General features: G+C 44.9%; 18 protein-coding genes. 9 read left to right on the top strand and 9 right to left on the bottom strand.

Features of this window, described 5'->3' with window-relative positions:
- Nucleotides 1-62: 62 nt before the first annotated feature.
- From ACMXYV_RS01395 to ACMXYV_RS01385, 3 genes are all read left to right on the top strand, one after another.
- Nucleotides 63-665 carry an XTP/dITP diphosphatase gene (locus ACMXYV_RS01395; RefSeq protein WP_415889998.1) on the top strand — a complete coding sequence of 201 codons (603 nt, stop codon included), beginning with the start codon at nucleotides 63-65 and terminating at the stop codon, nucleotides 663-665.
- Between the two features lie 6 nt (nucleotides 666-671).
- Nucleotides 672-1,814 (top strand): radical SAM family heme chaperone HemW, encoded by a 1,143-nt coding sequence (gene hemW, locus ACMXYV_RS01390; RefSeq protein WP_415889996.1) that lies wholly within the window; start codon nucleotides 672-674, stop codon nucleotides 1,812-1,814.
- 113 nt (nucleotides 1,815-1,927) lie between these two features.
- Complete coding sequence (locus tag ACMXYV_RS01385) at nucleotides 1,928-3,793, top strand: methyl-accepting chemotaxis protein (RefSeq protein WP_415889995.1); 1,866 nt, start codon at nucleotides 1,928-1,930, stop codon at nucleotides 3,791-3,793.
- Nucleotides 3,794-3,798: 5 nt separating this feature from the next.
- Here ACMXYV_RS01385 and ACMXYV_RS01380 read toward each other — a convergent pair whose 3' ends face one another.
- From ACMXYV_RS01380 to lptM, 6 genes are read right to left on the bottom strand one after another with little or no spacing between them, the layout of a single operon-like run.
- Nucleotides 3,799-4,518 carry an HAD family hydrolase gene (locus ACMXYV_RS01380; protein ID WP_415889994.1) on the bottom strand — a complete coding sequence of 240 codons (720 nt, stop codon included), beginning with the start codon at nucleotides 4,516-4,518 and terminating at the stop codon, nucleotides 3,799-3,801.
- On the bottom strand, nucleotides 4,515-5,414 hold the full coding sequence (xerC, locus tag ACMXYV_RS01375) for a tyrosine recombinase XerC (protein WP_415889993.1): 900 nt from the start codon (nucleotides 5,412-5,414) through the stop codon (nucleotides 4,515-4,517). Before xerC ends, ACMXYV_RS01380 begins: the two co-directional genes overlap by 4 nt.
- 19 nt (nucleotides 5,415-5,433) lie before the next feature.
- Nucleotides 5,434-6,117, bottom strand: coding sequence for a DUF484 family protein (locus ACMXYV_RS01370; RefSeq protein ID WP_415883210.1), 684 nt, complete (start codon nucleotides 6,115-6,117; stop codon nucleotides 5,434-5,436).
- Nucleotides 6,114-6,956, bottom strand: coding sequence for a diaminopimelate epimerase (dapF, locus tag ACMXYV_RS01365; protein ID WP_415889992.1), 843 nt, complete (start codon nucleotides 6,954-6,956; stop codon nucleotides 6,114-6,116). Before dapF ends, ACMXYV_RS01370 begins: the two co-directional genes overlap by 4 nt.
- A gap of 9 nt (nucleotides 6,957-6,965) precedes the next feature.
- On the bottom strand, nucleotides 6,966-8,222 hold the full coding sequence (lysA, locus tag ACMXYV_RS01360) for a diaminopimelate decarboxylase (protein ID WP_415889990.1): 1,257 nt from the start codon (nucleotides 8,220-8,222) through the stop codon (nucleotides 6,966-6,968).
- Nucleotides 8,223-8,232: 10 nt separating this feature from the next.
- Nucleotides 8,233-8,361: an LPS translocon maturation chaperone LptM gene (lptM, locus tag ACMXYV_RS01355; protein WP_415883207.1), complete on the bottom strand. Its 129-nt coding sequence runs from the start codon at nucleotides 8,359-8,361 to the stop codon at nucleotides 8,233-8,235.
- Nucleotides 8,362-8,577: 216 nt separating this feature from the next.
- Here lptM and cyaY point away from each other — a divergent pair, with 216 nt between their 5' ends.
- Together cyaY and ACMXYV_RS01345 are read left to right on the top strand one after the other, a co-directional pair.
- Nucleotides 8,578-8,910 carry an iron donor protein CyaY gene (gene cyaY / locus ACMXYV_RS01350; protein WP_415889989.1) on the top strand — a complete coding sequence of 111 codons (333 nt, stop codon included), beginning with the start codon at nucleotides 8,578-8,580 and terminating at the stop codon, nucleotides 8,908-8,910.
- 1 nt (nucleotide 8,911) lies between these two features.
- Nucleotides 8,912-9,478, top strand: a complete 567-nt coding sequence (locus ACMXYV_RS01345; protein ID WP_415889987.1) for an SIS domain-containing protein — start codon at nucleotides 8,912-8,914, stop codon at nucleotides 9,476-9,478.
- Nucleotides 9,479-9,491: 13 nt separating this feature from the next.
- On the opposite strand, the gene waaA is transcribed toward ACMXYV_RS01345, so the two are convergent.
- Nucleotides 9,492-10,769: a lipid IV(A) 3-deoxy-D-manno-octulosonic acid transferase gene (waaA, locus tag ACMXYV_RS01340; protein ID WP_415889985.1), complete on the bottom strand. Its 1,278-nt coding sequence runs from the start codon at nucleotides 10,767-10,769 to the stop codon at nucleotides 9,492-9,494.
- Nucleotides 10,770-10,859: 90 nt separating this feature from the next.
- Between waaA and ACMXYV_RS01335 the strand changes: the two genes are divergently transcribed.
- Complete coding sequence (locus tag ACMXYV_RS01335; protein ID WP_415889984.1) at nucleotides 10,860-12,035, top strand: FAD-dependent oxidoreductase; 1,176 nt, start codon at nucleotides 10,860-10,862, stop codon at nucleotides 12,033-12,035.
- The gene (locus ACMXYV_RS01330; protein WP_415889983.1) at nucleotides 12,032-12,835 is read left to right on the top strand and encodes an aldo/keto reductase; all 804 of its coding nucleotides are present in this window, start codon (nucleotides 12,032-12,034) and stop codon (nucleotides 12,833-12,835) included. Before ACMXYV_RS01335 ends, ACMXYV_RS01330 begins: the two co-directional genes overlap by 4 nt.
- Nucleotides 12,836-12,862: 27 nt before the next feature.
- Here the strand turns inward: ACMXYV_RS01330 and hldE are convergent, their stop codons facing one another.
- Nucleotides 12,863-14,296 carry a bifunctional D-glycero-beta-D-manno-heptose-7-phosphate kinase/D-glycero-beta-D-manno-heptose 1-phosphate adenylyltransferase HldE gene (hldE, locus tag ACMXYV_RS01325; protein ID WP_415889982.1) on the bottom strand — a complete coding sequence of 478 codons (1,434 nt, stop codon included), beginning with the start codon at nucleotides 14,294-14,296 and terminating at the stop codon, nucleotides 12,863-12,865.
- A gap of 24 nt (nucleotides 14,297-14,320) precedes the next feature.
- Entirely contained in the window at nucleotides 14,321-16,048 is a 1,728-nt protein-coding gene (gene msbA, locus ACMXYV_RS01320; protein WP_415889981.1) for a lipid A export permease/ATP-binding protein MsbA, read from the bottom strand.
- Nucleotides 16,049-16,212: 164 nt separating this feature from the next.
- Here msbA and ACMXYV_RS01315 point away from each other — a divergent pair, with 164 nt between their 5' ends.
- Entirely contained in the window at nucleotides 16,213-17,133 is a 921-nt protein-coding gene (locus tag ACMXYV_RS01315) for a lipid A biosynthesis acyltransferase (RefSeq protein ID WP_415889980.1), read from the top strand.
- A gap of 8 nt (nucleotides 17,134-17,141) precedes the next feature.
- The gene (locus tag ACMXYV_RS01310; RefSeq protein ID WP_415889979.1) at nucleotides 17,142-17,921 is read left to right on the top strand and encodes a glycosyltransferase family 32 protein; all 780 of its coding nucleotides are present in this window, start codon (nucleotides 17,142-17,144) and stop codon (nucleotides 17,919-17,921) included.
- Nucleotides 17,922-17,952: the final 31 nt, after the last annotated feature.

Below are 17,952 nucleotides of genomic sequence, written 5' to 3'. Positions count from 1 at the left end.
CTAACAACTCACAAAAAGGCGCATTCTCATGCGTCTTTTTTATTTTTCGGTGCGGTAAAAGAATGATTAATAAAATTGTGCTCGCCAGTGGCAACAAAGGCAAATTAAAAGAGTTTAATCAAGTTCTGGCAGACCTTGGCGTCGAAGTCGTACCTCAATCTGAATTCAATGTAAGCGATGCCGATGAGACCGGTCTAAGCTTTGTTGAAAATGCCATTCTAAAAGCACGCCACGCTGCTGAAGTTACTGGACTACCTGCACTAGCCGATGATTCAGGCCTAGAGGTAGATGCCCTTCAAGGCGCCCCAGGCATTTACTCAGCACGCTTTTCTGGAGAAGGCGCAACTGATGCCAAGAACAATAAATTACTTCTAGAAAAGCTTGAAGGTATTCCTAGCGAACAACGTAGTGCTCGTTTCCGCTGTGTTTTAGTATTTATGCGTCATGCAAATGATCCAACCCCATTAATCTGTCAGGGTAGCTGGGAAGGAACAATTCTCGAACAAGCGAGCGGAAGCAACGGTTTTGGATACGACCCGCTGTTCTGGATTCCTGAACTAGAAAAAGCATCAGCTGAATTAGCGTCTGAACAAAAGAATAAACTCAGCCACCGCGGCCAAGCAGTTCACTTGCTAAAACAAAGTATCGAACCTTACTTGAAGTAACCTTTTATGAGCCTGCAGCTGCCACCACTATCTCTTTACGTACACATCCCGTGGTGTGTGCGCAAATGCCCTTATTGCGATTTTAATTCTCATGCTCAACGTGATGAACTGCCTGAAGCGGAGTATATCCAGTGTTTATTGGATGACCTAGAGTCCGAAAAGCACCTCGTACAAGGTCGTAGCATACAAACAATCTTTATTGGCGGCGGCACTCCCAGTCTGTTTTCTGCAGATAGTTTCAAGGTATTACTGCAAGGTATTCACAATATTATCCCGCTGGATAAAGATGCCGAGATCACCCTAGAAGCTAACCCAGGCACTTTCGAGCAAGATAAATTTGTTGGATATCGAGATGCGGGGATCAACCGACTCTCTATCGGCGTGCAAAGCTTTGACAATCAGCATCTCGCAAAGCTCGGGCGAATACATAGTTCTGACAATGCTATAAAAGCAGCCTCATTAGCGCGTGAACTCTTTCCTAAATTAAATCTAGATTTGATGCATGGCCTTCCTGACCAGACACTAAAAGGAGCATTGAGTGATTTAGAACAAGCAATAGCATTACAGCCGGACCATCTATCTTGGTATCAGCTAACCATAGAGCCCAATACAGAATTCCACTCTCGCCCACCGCTACTCCCAATCGATGACACTTTGTGGGATATCCAAGAACAAGGGCAAGCTCTCATCCGCTCCGCAGGTTACAGCCAGTATGAAATTTCTGCCTATGCGAAGTCGATTGACAGCCGAGCCAAACACAATTTGAATTATTGGAAATTTGGAGACTATCTAGGCATTGGTGCAGGTGCTCACGGCAAGATCACACTTCCAGAACAAGACAAAATCATTCGCCGCTGGAAACAGAAACAACCTAAAGCCTATATGAATCCAGAAACACGACTAACTGGCGATACTGAAATAAGTCCAGAAGAGCTTCCTTTCGAATTTATGCTCAATGCCTTAAGGCTATATCATGGGGTCCCTACAGAACTGTTTACGCAACGAACTGGGTTACCTCTATCGATAATCGAGCAATCACTGATAAAAGCCCGACAACAAAAGCTACTCATAAAAGAGCTCAATAAACTTTGCCCAACCGAGCAAGGCCGTTGTTTTTTAAACAATTTACTCGCTTTTTTTATGCACTAAGTAGTTTTACGGTTCGCAAACAAGATCATTTGTACTAACTTTAAGAATGAAATTGGATTTTTTGCCGACAGGGATAGGTCAGCACTCAAATTTTATTCCTAGGCGCAGTAAAAATGACAATAAAATTCAAACTTACGGCATTGATAGCGTTCATTATCATTTCAATCGCATCAATGTACGGCATGCTACATTTTGCGATCACCAATGTTTCCAGCTTAAAAGACGCTGAAACTGAGGTAAGTCACCTTGAAAGTAGTATGCTCACCCTACGACGTCATGAAAAAGACTTTCTAGCACGTGACGATATCAAATACCTAAAACGTTTTGACGATACTGTTGCTTCCTTCCAAGCCGAAATAACCACTCTGGAAGAGCACTTGGACCACGCTGGTATACCGCACGAAAAAACTAAAGATTTACACATTATAATTGATACTTATGCCGACAACTTTCACCAGTTAGTTAAATTGAAGCAGGAAATCGGCTTATCGCATAATGAAGGTCTACGAGGCGAACTTCGAAAAGCCGTACATGGTGCTGAAAGCAAAGTAAAAGAGTTACAGAATTACCACCTATTAGCCGATATTCTGCAACTGCGCCGTAATGAGAAAGACTTCCTTATTCGTAAAGACCTTAAATACCGCAAGAAGTTTGAATCTAATTTCGAGAAGCTGAATAACGACCTAGAAGCTGAAGTTTTTAATCAAGATGATGTGGCTGAAACCCAGCAGCTACTTGCCACCTATCGCTCAAAATTCCTAACTCTAATCGATAACTACGAGAAGCTAGGCCTTAACAGTAAGCAAGGCTTGCTGGGTAACATGCGTAAATCGATCCACAAATCAGAAACCCTGCTCGAAGAACAAGCAATAGAGATTACAGAACGCCTAGAAGCAGAAATAGCTTCTATCCAACTACTATCCAGTATCAAAGCCCTCGTGATTGCCGGTATCGTTTCCGCCATTGCTCTCTGGATTGCAAACAATATTATTACCCGTTTACGCAGCCTACAGCAGGTTATGGGGAACGCTAAAGAAAACAAAGACCTGACTGTTCGTTATAAAGTTGAAGCCAATGACGAATTGAGTGATATGGGACGCAGTTTCAACAGTATGATGTCAGAGTTCCAAGGGCTATTGGAACGGGTAAACAACTCTTCTATACAATTAAGCGCCGCGGCCGAAGAGGTCTCCGCAATTGCTGTAGAAACCTCTCAAGGTTTAGAGAATCAGAAAGCACAAGTTATTCAAGTATCTGCTGCTGTACAAGAGATGGAAAGCGCTATGCGCGAGATCGCTCATAACACAGAGCTAACCGCTCAAACGGCGAATCATTCGCAACAGAGCGCTGCAGAAGGCCAGCGTATCATCAGCCATGCGATTGAAAACATTAACAACCTTGCAGAAGGTGCTAGCCAAAGCACCAATGCTGTCGCTCTATTAGAAGAGAACGGTACGAAGATCGGCACAGTGCTAGACGTTATAAAAGGCATTGCAGAGCAAACTAACCTACTTGCGCTTAACGCTTCAATCGAAGCAGCACGTGCAGGTGATCATGGCCGTGGTTTCTCAGTGGTTGCCGATGAGGTCAGAGGCTTGGCTGGCCGAAGTCAGGAATCTGCTACCGAAATCGATACCATGATCAACGATCTACAGCAGCAAACAGGACAAGTATCCAACTTAATGATGCGTAGCGTCGAAGTCAGTGCACAAAGCGCAGAAGAAGCCGGTAGCAGCATCGGAGCTCTAGATAAAATAATGAATGACGCAACCAACATTGTAGATATGACCTCTCAGGTAGCAGCTGCTGTAGAACAGCAAACTGCCGTAGCCGGTGACATCAACAATAATGCTGAGCAGATCCAAACGATTGTCGCTGTAGCCAGCGAACAAGTTGGCCAAAATGCTGAAGCGAGTGAAGAAGTAGCCAAACAGGCGGCTTACTTACAACAGATCGTAGGCCAGTTTAAGGTTAAATAATTAACCTAGAGAGTGATACGGTTGTGAGCTTGCTGATTAATTTCAGCGACTCGCGCCGGCAACTCACTTAAACTCGATACCTGAGCAGACGCACTGGGTGATTTATCACCCGATTGCAGATTAACCCAGATTGTCCATAACCCTACAGCTGCTGCACCTTCCACATCATGCTCATGATTGTCACCCACATGGATAACCTGCTCTGGCCGTAGCCGAGTATGCTCTAACATCTGTTCGAACATTAATGGGTGCGGTTTCATCTGCCCGACATCGTCTGCTTTAAACTGGAAATCGATCAGGTCTGCAAGACCTACTCTATGGATATCAGCATTACCGTTACTCAACGCACCCAACTGATAGCCTTGCTGCTTCAACTCCAATAGCACTTCACGTGCATGCTCAAAAAACACCACTTCCTGGCGCGCTTGAATAAATACCTCAAAAGCTTGTGACGCCAAGGCCTCTACTTCATCCGCACTATAACCCGCTTTTTGCAGACCATACTTCAACTGTGCCATGCGAATCAGCGTTACGCTATACGCAATTTCTGGTACGCCTTCTAAAACGATCTGACGCAAACTGGCCAGATCATGCAACTTGTAATGCTGTAAAAATGCCGGTGCATGCTCAGATATCCAAGCAAACATAGTTTGGTTTGCATGCTGGATGACAGGGTCGACAGCCCAGAGGGTATCGTCTAAATCAAAGGTAATGCAGCGTATCATTTCTGACTCTTTTTCCGTGCACGAGGGTGAGCACCTTCGTACACTTTCATTAAATGTTGGAAATCTAGATGAGTGTAGATTTGTGTTGTAGATATATCTTCATGCCCCAGCAGCTCTTGAACTGCACGAAGGTCACTACTAGATTCAAGCATATGGCTAGCAAAGCTATGGCGTAGCCTATGTGGGTGAACTTTACCATTCACGCCTAGATATTTACCCCAATAATCCATCCGTTGCTGCACCGAGCGAACACTAATACGGCTGCCTCGCTTACTAACAAAGAGCGCGTTCTCATCATAGTTGGCCAATTCATGACGCACATCGAGCCACCGATCTAAGGCTTCAAGTGCCTTCCGGCCTATAGGAAGTTCACGCTCTTTACGGCCTTTACCTACGACCCTTAAGCTTCCCTCGGAAAGATCTAAACTATACATATCTATTGCCACCAGCTCTGATACACGCAGTCCAGAAGAATACATAAGCTCCATCATTGCAGCATCACGAGCAGATATATTATCGCTTACGGGCACCTCGAGCAGCGTTCCCATCTGATCCACATCGATTGTAGAGGGCAACTTACGAGGTGATTTAGGCGCTTGCACGGCTACAGCAGGGTTTTGCTCTACTGCCGATTCTCGAGAGAGGAAATTATAGAAACTGCGAATGGCTGACAGAGAGCGCTGAATGCTGCTACCAGCCAGATCTTTACGATGTAGCATCGCTACATACTGGCGAATATGCTTAACTTCAACCGAAGACCACTCAGCCAATGCTTGCTGTTCAGTAAAATCGAGTAACTTAATGAGATCGCGACTGTAATTATCGAGGGTGTGAGGAGAGAGCTGGCGTTCAGTCGCTAGGTAATGAAGAAACTGCTCTAACAGCGCTTCTTTCAACTCTCTCCCCTATCTTTCTTTAGTGATCCTGCTGACGCAGAATACGAGAAGCTACGCGGCTCAATACTTCACCAACATAGCTTAGCAAGACTGTACCTTGGCTACTGGTAAAGTAGTTTGCATCAAAGCTACCAATTGCCAACAAACCCAAAGTTTCTCCCTGCACTAACGGTACAACTGCAGCGGATTGAACTTTGACAGCTTCATCACCGAAAATGAATTCATTTTCAGCATCAGACAGGCGTCCACAGCTCGGTAGATTAGTACCTACCAAACTATCAATCACCGCAGCATCTTCACGCAGAGTAAGTCGAAGGTTATTCACATCTAGAGGTTTGCTCGTGAACAAAATCAACGCTGTACTATCGCTAGCAAAGTCCTGACATAAGCTTTCATCAATCGCGACAGCGATATCATCCAGCGTTTCAGCTTCCAATAATGCCAATACCATACGTTTGGTCTTTTCGAACTGCAGATCATTATGTCGTGCAATGTCGATCAGATCAGAAAGATGCGCTGTTAGATTCTGGTTTTTTTCACGCAGAACCGTGGTTTGCCGTTCAACCAAAGAGACAGCTCGTCCTGTCTCATGAGGTACATGTAATTTTTCCAGTAATTTTGCATTACCTGTGAAAAAGTCAGGGTGTTGCTGGAGGTATTCCGCTACCTGAGCTTCGCTAATCTGTCCTGTTTCTTCACTCATACGAAGATCTGTCCTTCATAAACCGTTGTTGCTGGCCCTGTCATAATAACGGGATGGCCTTCACCCTGCCACTCGACCTCAAGATCGCCACCAGGAAGATGAACTGTCACAGGCATATCGAGCAGACCGCGCAATTTACCTGCAACAACCGCGGCGCACGCACCGGTCCCACAAGCAATCGTTTCACCAACGCCACGCTCAAATACACGCAGATTAACTTCATTACGCGCCAAAACCTGCATAAAACCGATATTTGCTTTTGCAGGGAAGCACGTATGAGGCTCTAGCACTGGGCCTAACGTTTCTACTGCCGCTGTTTCGGTGTTATCCACAACCAAAACCCCATGCGGGTTGCCCATAGATACCGCACTTAATTCAACTGTTTCAGCTGTGCCTTGATGGTCGACTTCAACAGGGTAAGTAATTGCTTGCTGGTCGGCCGTAAAAGGGATCTCAGAAGGCTGCAATATAGGCTGCCCCATATTGACCTCAACTCGCTTATCTTCGCGAATTTTCAGGCACATACGGCCATTAGCCGTCTGCACGACAACTTCAGACTTACCCGTTAAGCGCTTATCGTGAACAAACTTGGCGAAGCAACGAGCACCATTACCGCAGTTTTCAACTTCTGAACCATCTTGGTTGAATATACGGTAACGGAAATCCACATCTGGATCAGAAGGTGGCTCAACAATTAATAGCTGGTCGAATCCAACACCAAAGTTACGATCACCAAGTTTCTTTACCAGTTTAGGCGTAACTTTTACGCGCTGGGTCACTAGATCCAGCACCATAAAGTCATTACCTAAACCGTGCATTTTGGTAAAACGGACTAACATCAATAACCCCTAGCGATCTTTAGGTAGAAGTTGCTCACCTTTAACCAGATCAGCTAGCGTTTCACGCTTACGAATCAGGTGGAATTGATTATCATCAACCATCACTTCAGCAGGACGACCACGGCTGTTGTAGTTAGACGCCATCACAAAGCCATAAGCACCCGCAGAACATACCGCCAGCAAGTCACCTGCTTCTAGCGTTAGCGCACGATCTTTACCTAAGAAGTCACCCGTTTCACAAACAGGACCTACAAGATCCCACTGCTTCTCCTCACCACCTTCGCGCAACATTACCGGAACGATCTCCTGATAAGCGCTGTATAAAGATGGACGGATCAAGTCATTCATGGCGCCATCAATGATTGCGAAATTTTTCTCACCAGTGCACTTCAAAAACTCAACACGAGTCAGCATTACACCGGCATTGGCTGCGATAGAACGACCAGGCTCAAAAATCAGTTCAAGATCACGACCTTCAACTTTCTTAAGAACTTCAGAAATATACTCTTGAGGCGTTGGAGGCACTTCATCGGTGTAACAAACACCTAGACCACCACCCAAATCCAGATGCTTAATCGTGATACCTTGCTCAGCTAACTGATCTACTAGTACCAATACACGATCGAGTGCATCTAGGAATGGAGTAACTTCCGTTAGCTGACTGCCGATGTGGCAATCCATACCGACAACATCAACATTTTCCATCTGAGCTGCACGAGCGTAAATACGTACAGCTTCATCAATATCGATACCAAATTTATTCTCTTTCAAACCTGTAGAGATATAAGGATGGGTACCTGCATCTACGTCCGGATTCACACGGAATGAGATCGCAGCCACTTTGCCTTCAGCGCCAGCGACTTCGTTTACACGCTCAAGCTCAGCTTCTGACTCAATGTTAAAGCAACGAATGCCTACTTCGAGAGCACGCGCAATCTCTGCTGGCTGTTTACCAACACCGGAGAAAACAACTTTGGAAGCATCGCCGCCTGCACGTAGTACACGTTCTAGCTCACCGGCAGATACGATATCGAAACCCGCACCTAAGCGCGCAAGAACATTTAGCACTGCAATGTTGGAGTTAGCTTTTACGGCATAACAAACTAATGAATCATGCCCTTCTAATGCATCTGCGTATGCTAGGTAAGCACGCTCAAGTGCATCACGAGAATACACATAGGTGGGTGTGCCAAACTCTTCGGCAACGCGTGTTAAAGCAATTTCTTCACAGCAGAGCTGCCCATTTTTATATTCGAATGAATCCATGAAAATTCTCTTACTTCTGCTGTGACTTTTTCTGATTTTCTGCATCAGGCAGATACAAAGGGCCCTTCTGGCCACATCCACCCAGCACTAACATACTGAGCAGGACAACTAATCCAATTCGTTTGGTCTGCGTTTTCACAGTGGGAATCCCATTAAACGGTCTAATTCGTCGATTATACCTAGTTCACAGCGATTTCATAAAAACGTTTTTCATATACAAGTAGATAAAAAGATAAAAACGCCTTTTTATAGTAATTTTTAGGAGTTAATGAGAACCATTCTTCGGCTTTTAGCTATTGCTTGATATACTTCGCCTCTATAAACACGATTTCAAGGCAATAGCGCCGGAGTAAACATGACTGAAAGCGAATTTAACGATCTGGTTGAAGAAACATTAGGGCAGATTGAAGAGGTGCTAGATGATGCAGAAACCGACATTGACGTTCAGTTCGGTGGCGGGATTCTAACGATCATCTGTGAAAACCGCACTCAGCTTATTTTTACCCGTCAGGCTCCTGTTAAACAACTATGGTTGGCAACCAAGAGCGGTGGTTTCCACTTTGACTATGATGAAAGTCTTAACAGCTGGGTTTTGGATAGTGACGGCCAAAAGCTTGAAGATTTCTTCGGTAAGGCCTTTGCTGAACAAGCGGGTGAAACTCTGATTTTCAATCTAACTGGAGCTTAATATGTCATTCTCAAATGCGCTACAACGCCACTTTGATACCTTTAACCAGTTAGACAAAATTGCTGCTGATAGCCAACTACTTGCCGATCAAATTCAGCAATGTTTTGACCAAGGCGGAAAATTGATCTTCATGGGTAACGGCGGCAGTGCAGCCGACAGCCAGCACCTAGCGGCTGAGTTTGTTGTACGTTACAAGGCAGAACGTCGTCCACTCGCAGCTATAGCACTTACAGTGGACACTTCGATTCTTACCGCTCACAGCAACGACTACAGTTATGATTCTGTATTTACCCGTCAAGTACAGGCTTTAGCTAAGCCTGAAGACTTGATCATCGGCATTTCGACTTCAGGCAACAGTGCTAACGTCATTGATGCAATTGAAGCGGCAAAAGAGATCGGTTGCACCAGCTGGGCTTGGACAGGCTCTCACGGCGGTAAGCTAAACGATATTGCCGATCACCTAATACGCGTGCCTTCTGACGAAACAGCGCGTATTCAAGAAGCCCACATTTTCGTAGGGCACTGGTTGTGCGAAGAGATGGACAGACGAACTACTAGCAACGCCTAATAGTTCGTCCGCATTAATCGCTATTAATGCAGACGCGTTCAGTCAAGGCGTATAAACGATCCAATGCGCCTTGATTTTCCTTCACAAACGCCTGACCTAACTCGCCAATTTTCTCTCTTTCAGCAGGCGCTTGTATCAACTTCTCAGCCTGTTGTAGCAAGGCAGTTTCATCTTCGACTACAACCAGCCCGCCAGCTTCGCGTAAAGAGTCGCAAATAACTTGGAAGTTAAAGAAGTGTGGCCCCATAACAACGGCTTTCTTTAAAACCGCAGGCTCCAATGGATTATGCCCGCCGCGCTCAATTAAACTACCGCCAACAAACGCAATATCAGCCGCCGCTAACAGTTTCATAAGTTCACCCATAGTGTCACCAAGATACACTTGGGTTTTAGGGCTCGGTTGTTGACCTAAGCTACGACGCGCTAACTTAAAGCCTTGTTGTTTTATAAGCTCTGCAACACCATCAAATCGTTCCGGGTGGCGAGGAACGATAACCAGCATTAGCTTAGGAGTGCTCTCCAATAGCTTGTGATATACATTTAAGATCGCACTTTCTTCGCCTTCATGCGTACTGGCAGCAATAAAGACTGGTCGATCTGAACCCCACATTTCTCGCAGGGCGACTGCCAAACGTTCACTCCCATCTGGAGCAGAGACATCAAATTTTATTGAACCGGTTACCTCCAAAGCGCTCTTTGGAAGACCTAAATCAACAAAGCGCTGACCATCAACACTATTTTGCGCAGCTATCTTAGTGATCCGCTTTAGCATCTGATCAGCCATATTGCTGAAACGAGCGTAGCCCTTTGCAGATCTTGCTGATAACCGTGCATTTGCGACTAACACAGGCACATCATGCTTGGCACAACCTGCAATCATGTTTGGCCATAATTCAGTTTCAACAACCACACAACCGCGCGGTTTAACTTTGGATAGAAAACGATTGATCGCACAAGGCGCATCATAAGGGCAGTAATAGTGAGTAACGCTATCACCGAAGGTATCGATGATTCGTTCAGCTCCCGTTGGCGTCATCGTGGTCATCACAATAGGTAACTGAGGATAGCGAGCTTGTATCAGCTTAACGAGAGGAATAATCGCCAGTGCCTCACCGACCGATACGGCATGAATCCACAAAGGCCGATCATCAAAAGCTGGCGATTTAATTAAACCGAGTCGTTCTTGCCAACGCTGACGATAAGCGGGCGCTTTACGTCCTCGCAACCATAACTTCAACAGAATAAACGGTAGAGCGATATAAAACAGACAAGTGTAGAGAGTGCGATTCATAAATAGTGTGCACGCTAGTCGACAATAAAGTCGTCTAGTATAACACGCATCGGCTAGCTCCTAAGCGCCCCCATGCTTATAATGCCGTCTATGAATACACTTAAACTTGATCTCGTAATCGTGGGCGGCGGCGTAGCTGGCCTTTGGCTTCTTAATAGAGCAGTAAAAGATGGACTAAATGCCATTTTGCTGGAGAAAGACACCTTAGGTGGTGGACAGACCATCCGTGCACAGGGGATCATTCATGGCGGTACAAAATATGCGCTTAACGGCGTACTGACCCAAGCCTCCAATACAATCAAAGAGATGCCACAACGCTGGCGCGATTGCCTAAATGGCAACGGCGAAATAGACCTCACCTCGGTAGAAGTCCTATCTGAAGCTCACTATATGTGGTCTAAAGGCTCTTTAGGCTCTCGCATGACCACCTTCTTTGCGACCAAAGCCTTTCGCGGACGTGTTGAAGAGGTATCAAAATCAGATCGTCCTAAAGTGTTTTCAAATTCCAAATTTAAAGGCTCTCTATACCGTTTGAATGAGCTGGTATTAAACGTACCAACCGTGATTGATGCACTGAGAGCACCTGTTGAAGATCGCATATTCAAAGCGGATCTCAACCAAGCTGAAATCCAGATTCAGGATCAACAGATTCAGAGCATCGCCTTTAATGAGCATGACCTAACACTGGAAACTGCTCAGCTGGTGCTGACCTCTGGTGAAGGCTACGAATCTATTGCTAGTCAATTAGCGCTCGAACAGCCTGAGATGCAAAAACGCCCTTTGCATATGGTGATGGTCAAGCACGACCACAATTTGCCTACGTTTGCCCATTGCATTGGTACAGGCAGCAAACCGGTGGCAACGATTACCACACACCCTTGCAGTGATGGCAAACAGGTTTGGTACCTTGGTGGCGATGTAGCTGAAACCGGTTTAGATCGTTCTCCATCTGAACAGATTCAATTTGCTAAAAAAGCTATTGCAGATTTACTCCCTTGGGTCGATCTTTCAGATGCGCAATGGAGCACATTCCATGTTAATCGTGCCGAACCAAAGCAATCATCTCTGGCAAGGCCAGATTCTGCTTTTGCACAGAAAGTCGGCAATTGCATCGTGGCTTGGCCAACTAAACTAGCGCTATCGCCTGATCTAGCCGATCAGGTACTACCGTTATGTAAGCAAATATCATCTGATAATGACCTTTCGCCTCTAACTGTACTTCCTAAGCCGGAAACCGCACAGCCTTTATGGGAGAGTGAGTTTTGATTAAACGCGAGTTAGCTCAAACAGGTTTAAAGATCTCACCCATCGGCCTAGGCACTGTAAAGATCGGTCGAGATAAAGGCGTAAAGTATCCAACGGGGTTCACCATTCCTGATGACAAAGCAGTGCTTGATTTAATCGCACAAGCTAAAGATTTAGGCATCAACCTGATAGATACCGCCCCTGCTTATGGCAATAGCGAAGAGCGTTTAGGGCCTCTGCTTGAAGGGCAACGTAACGACTGGGTTATCTGTTCAAAAGTTGGTGAAGAGTTTGACAATACGACTGGTGAATCCGGTTTTAATTTCACGCCTGAGCACGTGCAATTCAGTGTCGAGCGCAGCCTTAAACGCTTACACACTGATTATATTGATATGTTACTGGTCCACTCTGATGGAAATGATATAGAGATCATCCGCAAATACGGCATCTTGGATGTTCTAGAGGAATTAAAACAGTCAGGAAAAATCCGCGCGACTGGTATGTCGACTAAGACCGTAGAAGGCGGGTTATTAGCTATAGAGAAATCTGACTGTGCGATGGTGACTTACAATCTAAACCATCGAGATGAGGAAGCGGTACTGGACTACGCAGCCCAAAACAATAAAGGCATATTGCTTAAAAAGGCACTCGCTTCGGGTCATATCTGCCTAGATCAAACTCAAGATCCGATTCAGGCGAGTTTTGACTTTATTTATACCCACCCTGGCGTAACTTCAGCCATTATCGGCACAATCAATCCCAAGCATCTAGCGAGTAATGTGAACGCAGCTAATACCGCGCTCAGCAAACTTGCGATCTAAGCTAGTTTTAAAAAGTGCGATAGCTGACTATTCGTCGCTATCGCCCTGAATTTTCTCAACAATGGCTGTAGTAGAGCAGTTATCGAGGAAAGAAAGCACTCTAACTTCACCACCGTAGCTACGTACAAATTCACCGCCAACAACGCCTTCAATGCCATAGTCGCCGCCTTTAACTAAGACATCAGGCTTCACCTGCTCTAGTAAGCGTTCAGGGGTATCTTCAGTAAAATAAAGTACCCAATCGACTGCTTCCAAACCGGACAATACAGCCATACGGCGCTCAACTGGATTAATAGGACGACCCGGTCCTTTCAAGCGACTAACAGATTCATCGCTATTGACAGCCAAGACAAGGCGATCACCTTGGGCTCTTGCTTGTTCTAGATATCCTACATGACCCGCATGTAAGATATCGAAGCAACCATTAGTAAAGACAATACTCTCACCAGCAGCACGGGCATCAGCAAGCGCAATCAGCAACTGTTCTTCGGTTACTACACCGCGCTCAGCACCTTGCTCTTTAGTCACAGCACGACGCAGTTCTGGCGCACTGATAGCCGCAGTACCCAATTTACCCACTACAATACTCGCTGCGATATTGGATAAAGCCACAGCATTAGTGAGCTCCTCACCCGCAGCTAAAGCTGAAGCAAGTGTTGAGATAACTGTATCGCCAGCACCTGTTACATCGAACACTTCACGTGCTCGCGCAGGGAAATGAACCTCATCACCTTCAGCAGGAATCAAAGTCATACCATGCTCACTGCGGGTCACTAGCAAAGCATCTAGTTCAAGCTCTTTCGCTAATGCCTGTCCTTTAGAAACAAGTTCTTCATCAGATGCACAATGTCCAACAATTGCTTCAAATTCGGACAGGTTCGGCGTCAATAAGGTTGCACCGCGATACTTACTAAAGTCACTGCCTTTCGGATCAACCAGCACAGGTACGCTTTCAGCCTTTGCTGCTTCAATTAAACCTTGGCAATCAGACAGAGTACCTTTACCGTAATCCGACAGCACCAAAACGCCAACGTTACCTAATAAAGGTTCTAACTCTGATTGAATACTTTCGCTGTGTTCAGCAGAGAAAGCCTCTTCAAAATCCAAGCGAATCAATTGTTGGTGACGACTAATAATACGTAATTTAGTGATCGTCGGCTCTGCTTCAGTAATCGAAAAAGCACAGTGCACTCGAGCTGAGGTCAACTGCTTCTGAAGCGCTTCACCCGCTTCGTCTTTACCAACCAAACCAACCAAAGAAACACCCGCCCCTAAGGCTGTTACATTCAATGCCACGTTAGCAGCGCCACCTGGGCGATCTTCATTCTGCTCAACTTTTACCACTGGTACCGGTGCTTCAGGCGAAATTCTTGAGGTTGGCCCATGCCAATAACGATCTAGCATTAGGTCCCCGACAACTAGAACCTGTGCTTTATCAAAACGTGGCATATTGATTTTCATTCAATTTCTCCGTGACTAAGATGCTCAGTCATTTTCAGTAAACTGCTTCTGGTAAAGATCCGCATACATTCCACCTTGCTGTAAAAGCTCTGCATGCGATCCTTTCTCCATAATTTGGCCTTGATCCATCACCACAATCTGGTCTGCTGACTCTATAGTTGAAAGTCGATGTGCTATAACCAAGGTCGTTCGCCCTTTCATTACATTCTCTAGAGCCGCTTGGATATGGCGTTCTGACTCTGTATCCAAGGCTGACGTTGCCTCATCAAGAATAAGGACAGGGGCATTTTTCAAAATCGCACGCGCAATCGCAATACGTTGACGTTGACCACCTGATAGTTTGGTACCTTTTTCGCCTACATGGGTATCTAAGCCATCGGGCATACGCTCAACAAACTCCATCACATGAGCGGCATGTGCTGCTTCAATTATTGCAGTTTCCTCAACACCAGGGTCTACCCCGTAAGCTATATTCTCACGAATCGTGCCATCAAATAGGAACACATTCTGAGTTACCAAGGCGATTTGAGATCGTAAAGAGATCAACTCGTAGTCATCCAGTTTATGACCGTTTAACAGAATTTCCCCACTGGTCGGTTCATAAAAACGGGGAATCAAACTTGCCAATGTGGATTTACCACTACCTGATCTGCCTACTAGAGCCACTGTTTGTCCCGGTTCTACTTTGAGGTTTAAGCGATTAAGCACGGGCTTATTTTCTAGGTAAGAAAAGCACAGATCTTTAAATTCAAGGCTACTGCTTCCCTTATCATTCTGCGCAATCACACTGCCCGAGTTAGTTTCTTCCACCTCGTCAACCAACTCAAAAATACTTTTAGCCGCGGCGATACCCCGTTGAATAGCGCTGTTTACTTCGGTTAAAGCGCGTAGCGGCTTAGCAATTAAGCCAGCAGCAATAATAAACGCAATAAACTGCCCCGCAGTCATTTCGTTATTCATCATTGGGTGTAGGGCTAAGAAAATCAGGAGGGCTAAGGCACTGGAAACAATAATCTGAACAATAGGAACACTCAAACCTTCAGTGAACGCCAATTTCAAACTTTGTCGCATATTCTGCCCACTAGCTTGTTCAAACCGTTGTCGCTCTTTATCACACCCCCCAAACGTACGAACAATTTGCACTCCTTGAACATTCTCAGAAGCGACGTGCGTTACATCCCCCATAGAATCTTGAATGCGATGTCCCAAACGACGAAAACGCTTTGAGGCAATCATCACAACCAAAGCGATTAATGGTGAAACCGCCACAAAGACAAGAGTGAGCTGCCAATTTAGATAAAGCAGATAACCAAAGAGACCTATCACGGTCATACCTTCTCGAACAGTTACTTTGAGTGAGTCCGTAGCCGCATTTGTTACTTGTTCAACATTGTATGAGATTTTTGAAAGAATATGCCCTGATGAATTGTTGTGAAAGTACTCCAGAGGTATGTTCAGCAACTTATCAAACATCACAATTCTAAGCTGATGCACAATATTCCGCGCGACGTAGGCAGTGAAAAAGTTACCCATAAAGGTACCAATACCGCGGACAATGGCAATGCCAATCACGGCTAAAGGACCATAAATGTATGTCTCCTCTTTTGCTTCACTGATGGCATCAATCAAGTACTCCATCAATGCAGCAAAACCGGTCTGAGCACTTGCATAGAGGATAAATCCAAAGATGCCCAATAAAAAAGGTAGCCAATAAGGGCGAACATAGGTTAAAAGACGAAAATATATTTTCATCCCTATACCTTTCTCTAGGTCATTTTTAGACATAAACGGACATTAATCCTCAGAAATTAGGCCAGCATTATAACCTGATGATATAACTTCCCCAACCTTCTAGCTGGCTGACAAACTAGGACACACGTATAATCAACCGCTTATTGATCAAGATCTGATTGACTGTGAATAAAACTGAATCCCTTTTAACTCCAAAATACTGGCCAACTTGGCTAGGTGTTATTCTTCTTAGAATGCTTGCTTTACTGCCTTTTAAAATGGGTTTAGCTTTCGGACGCCTGCTAGGCATGGCGCTGTACTATTTACTACCGAAACGTCGCCATATTACGAATGTAAATTGCAAGCTATGCTTTCCAGAATTAGATGAAGTAGAGCGCGATCAATTTGTCCGCGATGTTTTCAAAAACAACAGTATCGGGTTAGTTGAAACTGCTTGGTCATACTGGGGAAACAAAAAAGCTCTACAGGAGCGTACAGAATATCGCGGCTTTGAATTGTTGGATAAAGCCTTGAAACAAGGACGTGGAGTCATCTTACTTGGCGCCCATTATTCTCACTTAGATTTAGGCGGCATGCTTTTTTCTGGGCATGGTGCTCCACTGATCTCTATGTACCGCCAACACAACAATCCGTTAATGGAAAAAACGATTAGTGAGGGACGTGCTTCGTTTAGCCGCCCGATTGAGCGAAAACAGTTGCGAGAAATTATTCGTTGCCTCAAGAAAAATCAGGTTGTTTGGTATGGACCTGATCAAGATATGGGTCATAAAACATCGGTTTTTGTGCCTTTCTTTGGTCAAACAGCAGCAACCGTGACAGCGACAACACGCATGGTTAAATTAAACAACTCCCCTCTTCTTTCAATGCAACAACGCCGCAAAGAAGATGATTCTGGCTACATTGTAGAAATTGTCCCTGTAGCTAACTTTCCTAGCGGGGATGATGAACAAGATGCGACATTAGTGAATTTAGCCGTTGAAGCAGGCGTAAGAAAAGCACCCACACAATATATGTGGGTTCACAAACGATTTAAAACACAGTTAAATGGCAAGGAAAGCCCTTATCAGAAATCCTCAACGCAGTAGGACCACAGATGAAATTGCCTTTAAAGATCATTCTAGTTAATCGACTTGCCAAGTTATTCGGAGCATTGGTGAAAGGGTTTTCTTTTATTTTTCATTTTTTATTTCCGAAGAAGCGTTTCACCATACCCAAGCAAAGCGAACCTCTTCGCGCATCGAAAAAAGAAACCAAGATTCCCAAAATAATTTGGCAAACAAATTATACCAACCGAGTAAGTTTACCTGTTTATTGTAACTACCTGTTTAATCGTATAATTTCCCCTGACTTTGAATATCGCTATGTTAGTACCGAAGATCGATTAGTTTTCATCAAAGAAAATACTCCTGCCCATATATCAGAGGCTTACGAAAAGCTTACTGATGGAGCGGCGCAAGCGGACCTCTGGCGTATGATCACGCTGCATCACAATGGAGGTGTATATATGGACATAGATGCACATGCGGTATGGCCAATTTCTAAAATGATTAATGAAGATGACGAAGAAGTTTTTCTTCTCAATAAAGAACATTACACAAATTACTTTATTGCAAGCGCACCAGGAAACCGCTTCCTTAATGAAACGATAAATAACATCATTAAGAATATTCAGAACAAAAAAATTAGTGGCGGAGTCTACGATCTCACGGGACCAACTGTTTTTAACGATGCGATTGGCGAAGAACCTGTTAATTATCGCTACTACAAAATCACTTGCATTCAAGGTAGTTTTACCAATGAGCATTTCCAATACATCGATAAACCGAGAGGGAAATGGACTCATGTGAAGAAAGAAGACCTTCTCAAAGACTAGGGCCTAACAAATGAAAACAAAACCCTAATCT

It is taken from the genome of Neptuniibacter sp. SY11_33 (assembly GCF_047778025.1).
In the GTDB taxonomy this organism is placed as follows: Bacteria; Pseudomonadota; Gammaproteobacteria; order Pseudomonadales; family Balneatricaceae; genus Neptuniibacter.
This window is presented reverse-complemented; position numbering and strand designations above follow the sequence as displayed.

What these genes read in the sequence shown, in the direction of transcription:
- ACMXYV_RS01395 (WP_415889998.1), top strand. Translation starts at nt 63, where the DNA reads ATGATTAATAAAATTGTGCTCGCCAGTGGCAACAAAGGCAAATTAAAA.
- hemW (WP_415889996.1), top strand. Translation starts at nt 672, where the DNA reads ATGAGCCTGCAGCTGCCACCACTATCTCTTTACGTACACATCCCGTGG.
- ACMXYV_RS01385 (WP_415889995.1), top strand. Translation starts at nt 1,928, where the DNA reads ATGACAATAAAATTCAAACTTACGGCATTGATAGCGTTCATTATCATT.
- ACMXYV_RS01380 (WP_415889994.1), bottom strand. Translation starts at nt 4,518, where the DNA reads ATGATACGCTGCATTACCTTTGATTTAGACGATACCCTCTGGGCTGTC.
- ACMXYV_RS01370 (WP_415883210.1), bottom strand. Translation starts at nt 6,117, where the DNA reads ATGAGTGAAGAAACAGGACAGATTAGCGAAGCTCAGGTAGCGGAATAC.
- dapF (WP_415889992.1), bottom strand. Translation starts at nt 6,956, where the DNA reads ATGTTAGTCCGTTTTACCAAAATGCACGGTTTAGGTAATGACTTTATG.
- lysA (WP_415889990.1), bottom strand. Translation starts at nt 8,222, where the DNA reads ATGGATTCATTCGAATATAAAAATGGGCAGCTCTGCTGTGAAGAAATT.
- cyaY (WP_415889989.1), top strand. Translation starts at nt 8,578, where the DNA reads ATGACTGAAAGCGAATTTAACGATCTGGTTGAAGAAACATTAGGGCAG.
- ACMXYV_RS01345 (WP_415889987.1), top strand. Translation starts at nt 8,912, where the DNA reads ATGTCATTCTCAAATGCGCTACAACGCCACTTTGATACCTTTAACCAG.
- waaA (WP_415889985.1), bottom strand. Translation starts at nt 10,769, where the DNA reads ATGAATCGCACTCTCTACACTTGTCTGTTTTATATCGCTCTACCGTTT.
- ACMXYV_RS01335 (WP_415889984.1), top strand. Translation starts at nt 10,860, where the DNA reads ATGAATACACTTAAACTTGATCTCGTAATCGTGGGCGGCGGCGTAGCT.
- hldE (WP_415889982.1), bottom strand. Translation starts at nt 14,296, where the DNA reads ATGAAAATCAATATGCCACGTTTTGATAAAGCACAGGTTCTAGTTGTC.
- msbA (WP_415889981.1), bottom strand. Translation starts at nt 16,048, where the DNA reads ATGAAAATATATTTTCGTCTTTTAACCTATGTTCGCCCTTATTGGCTA.
- ACMXYV_RS01310 (WP_415889979.1), top strand. Translation starts at nt 17,142, where the DNA reads ATGAAATTGCCTTTAAAGATCATTCTAGTTAATCGACTTGCCAAGTTA.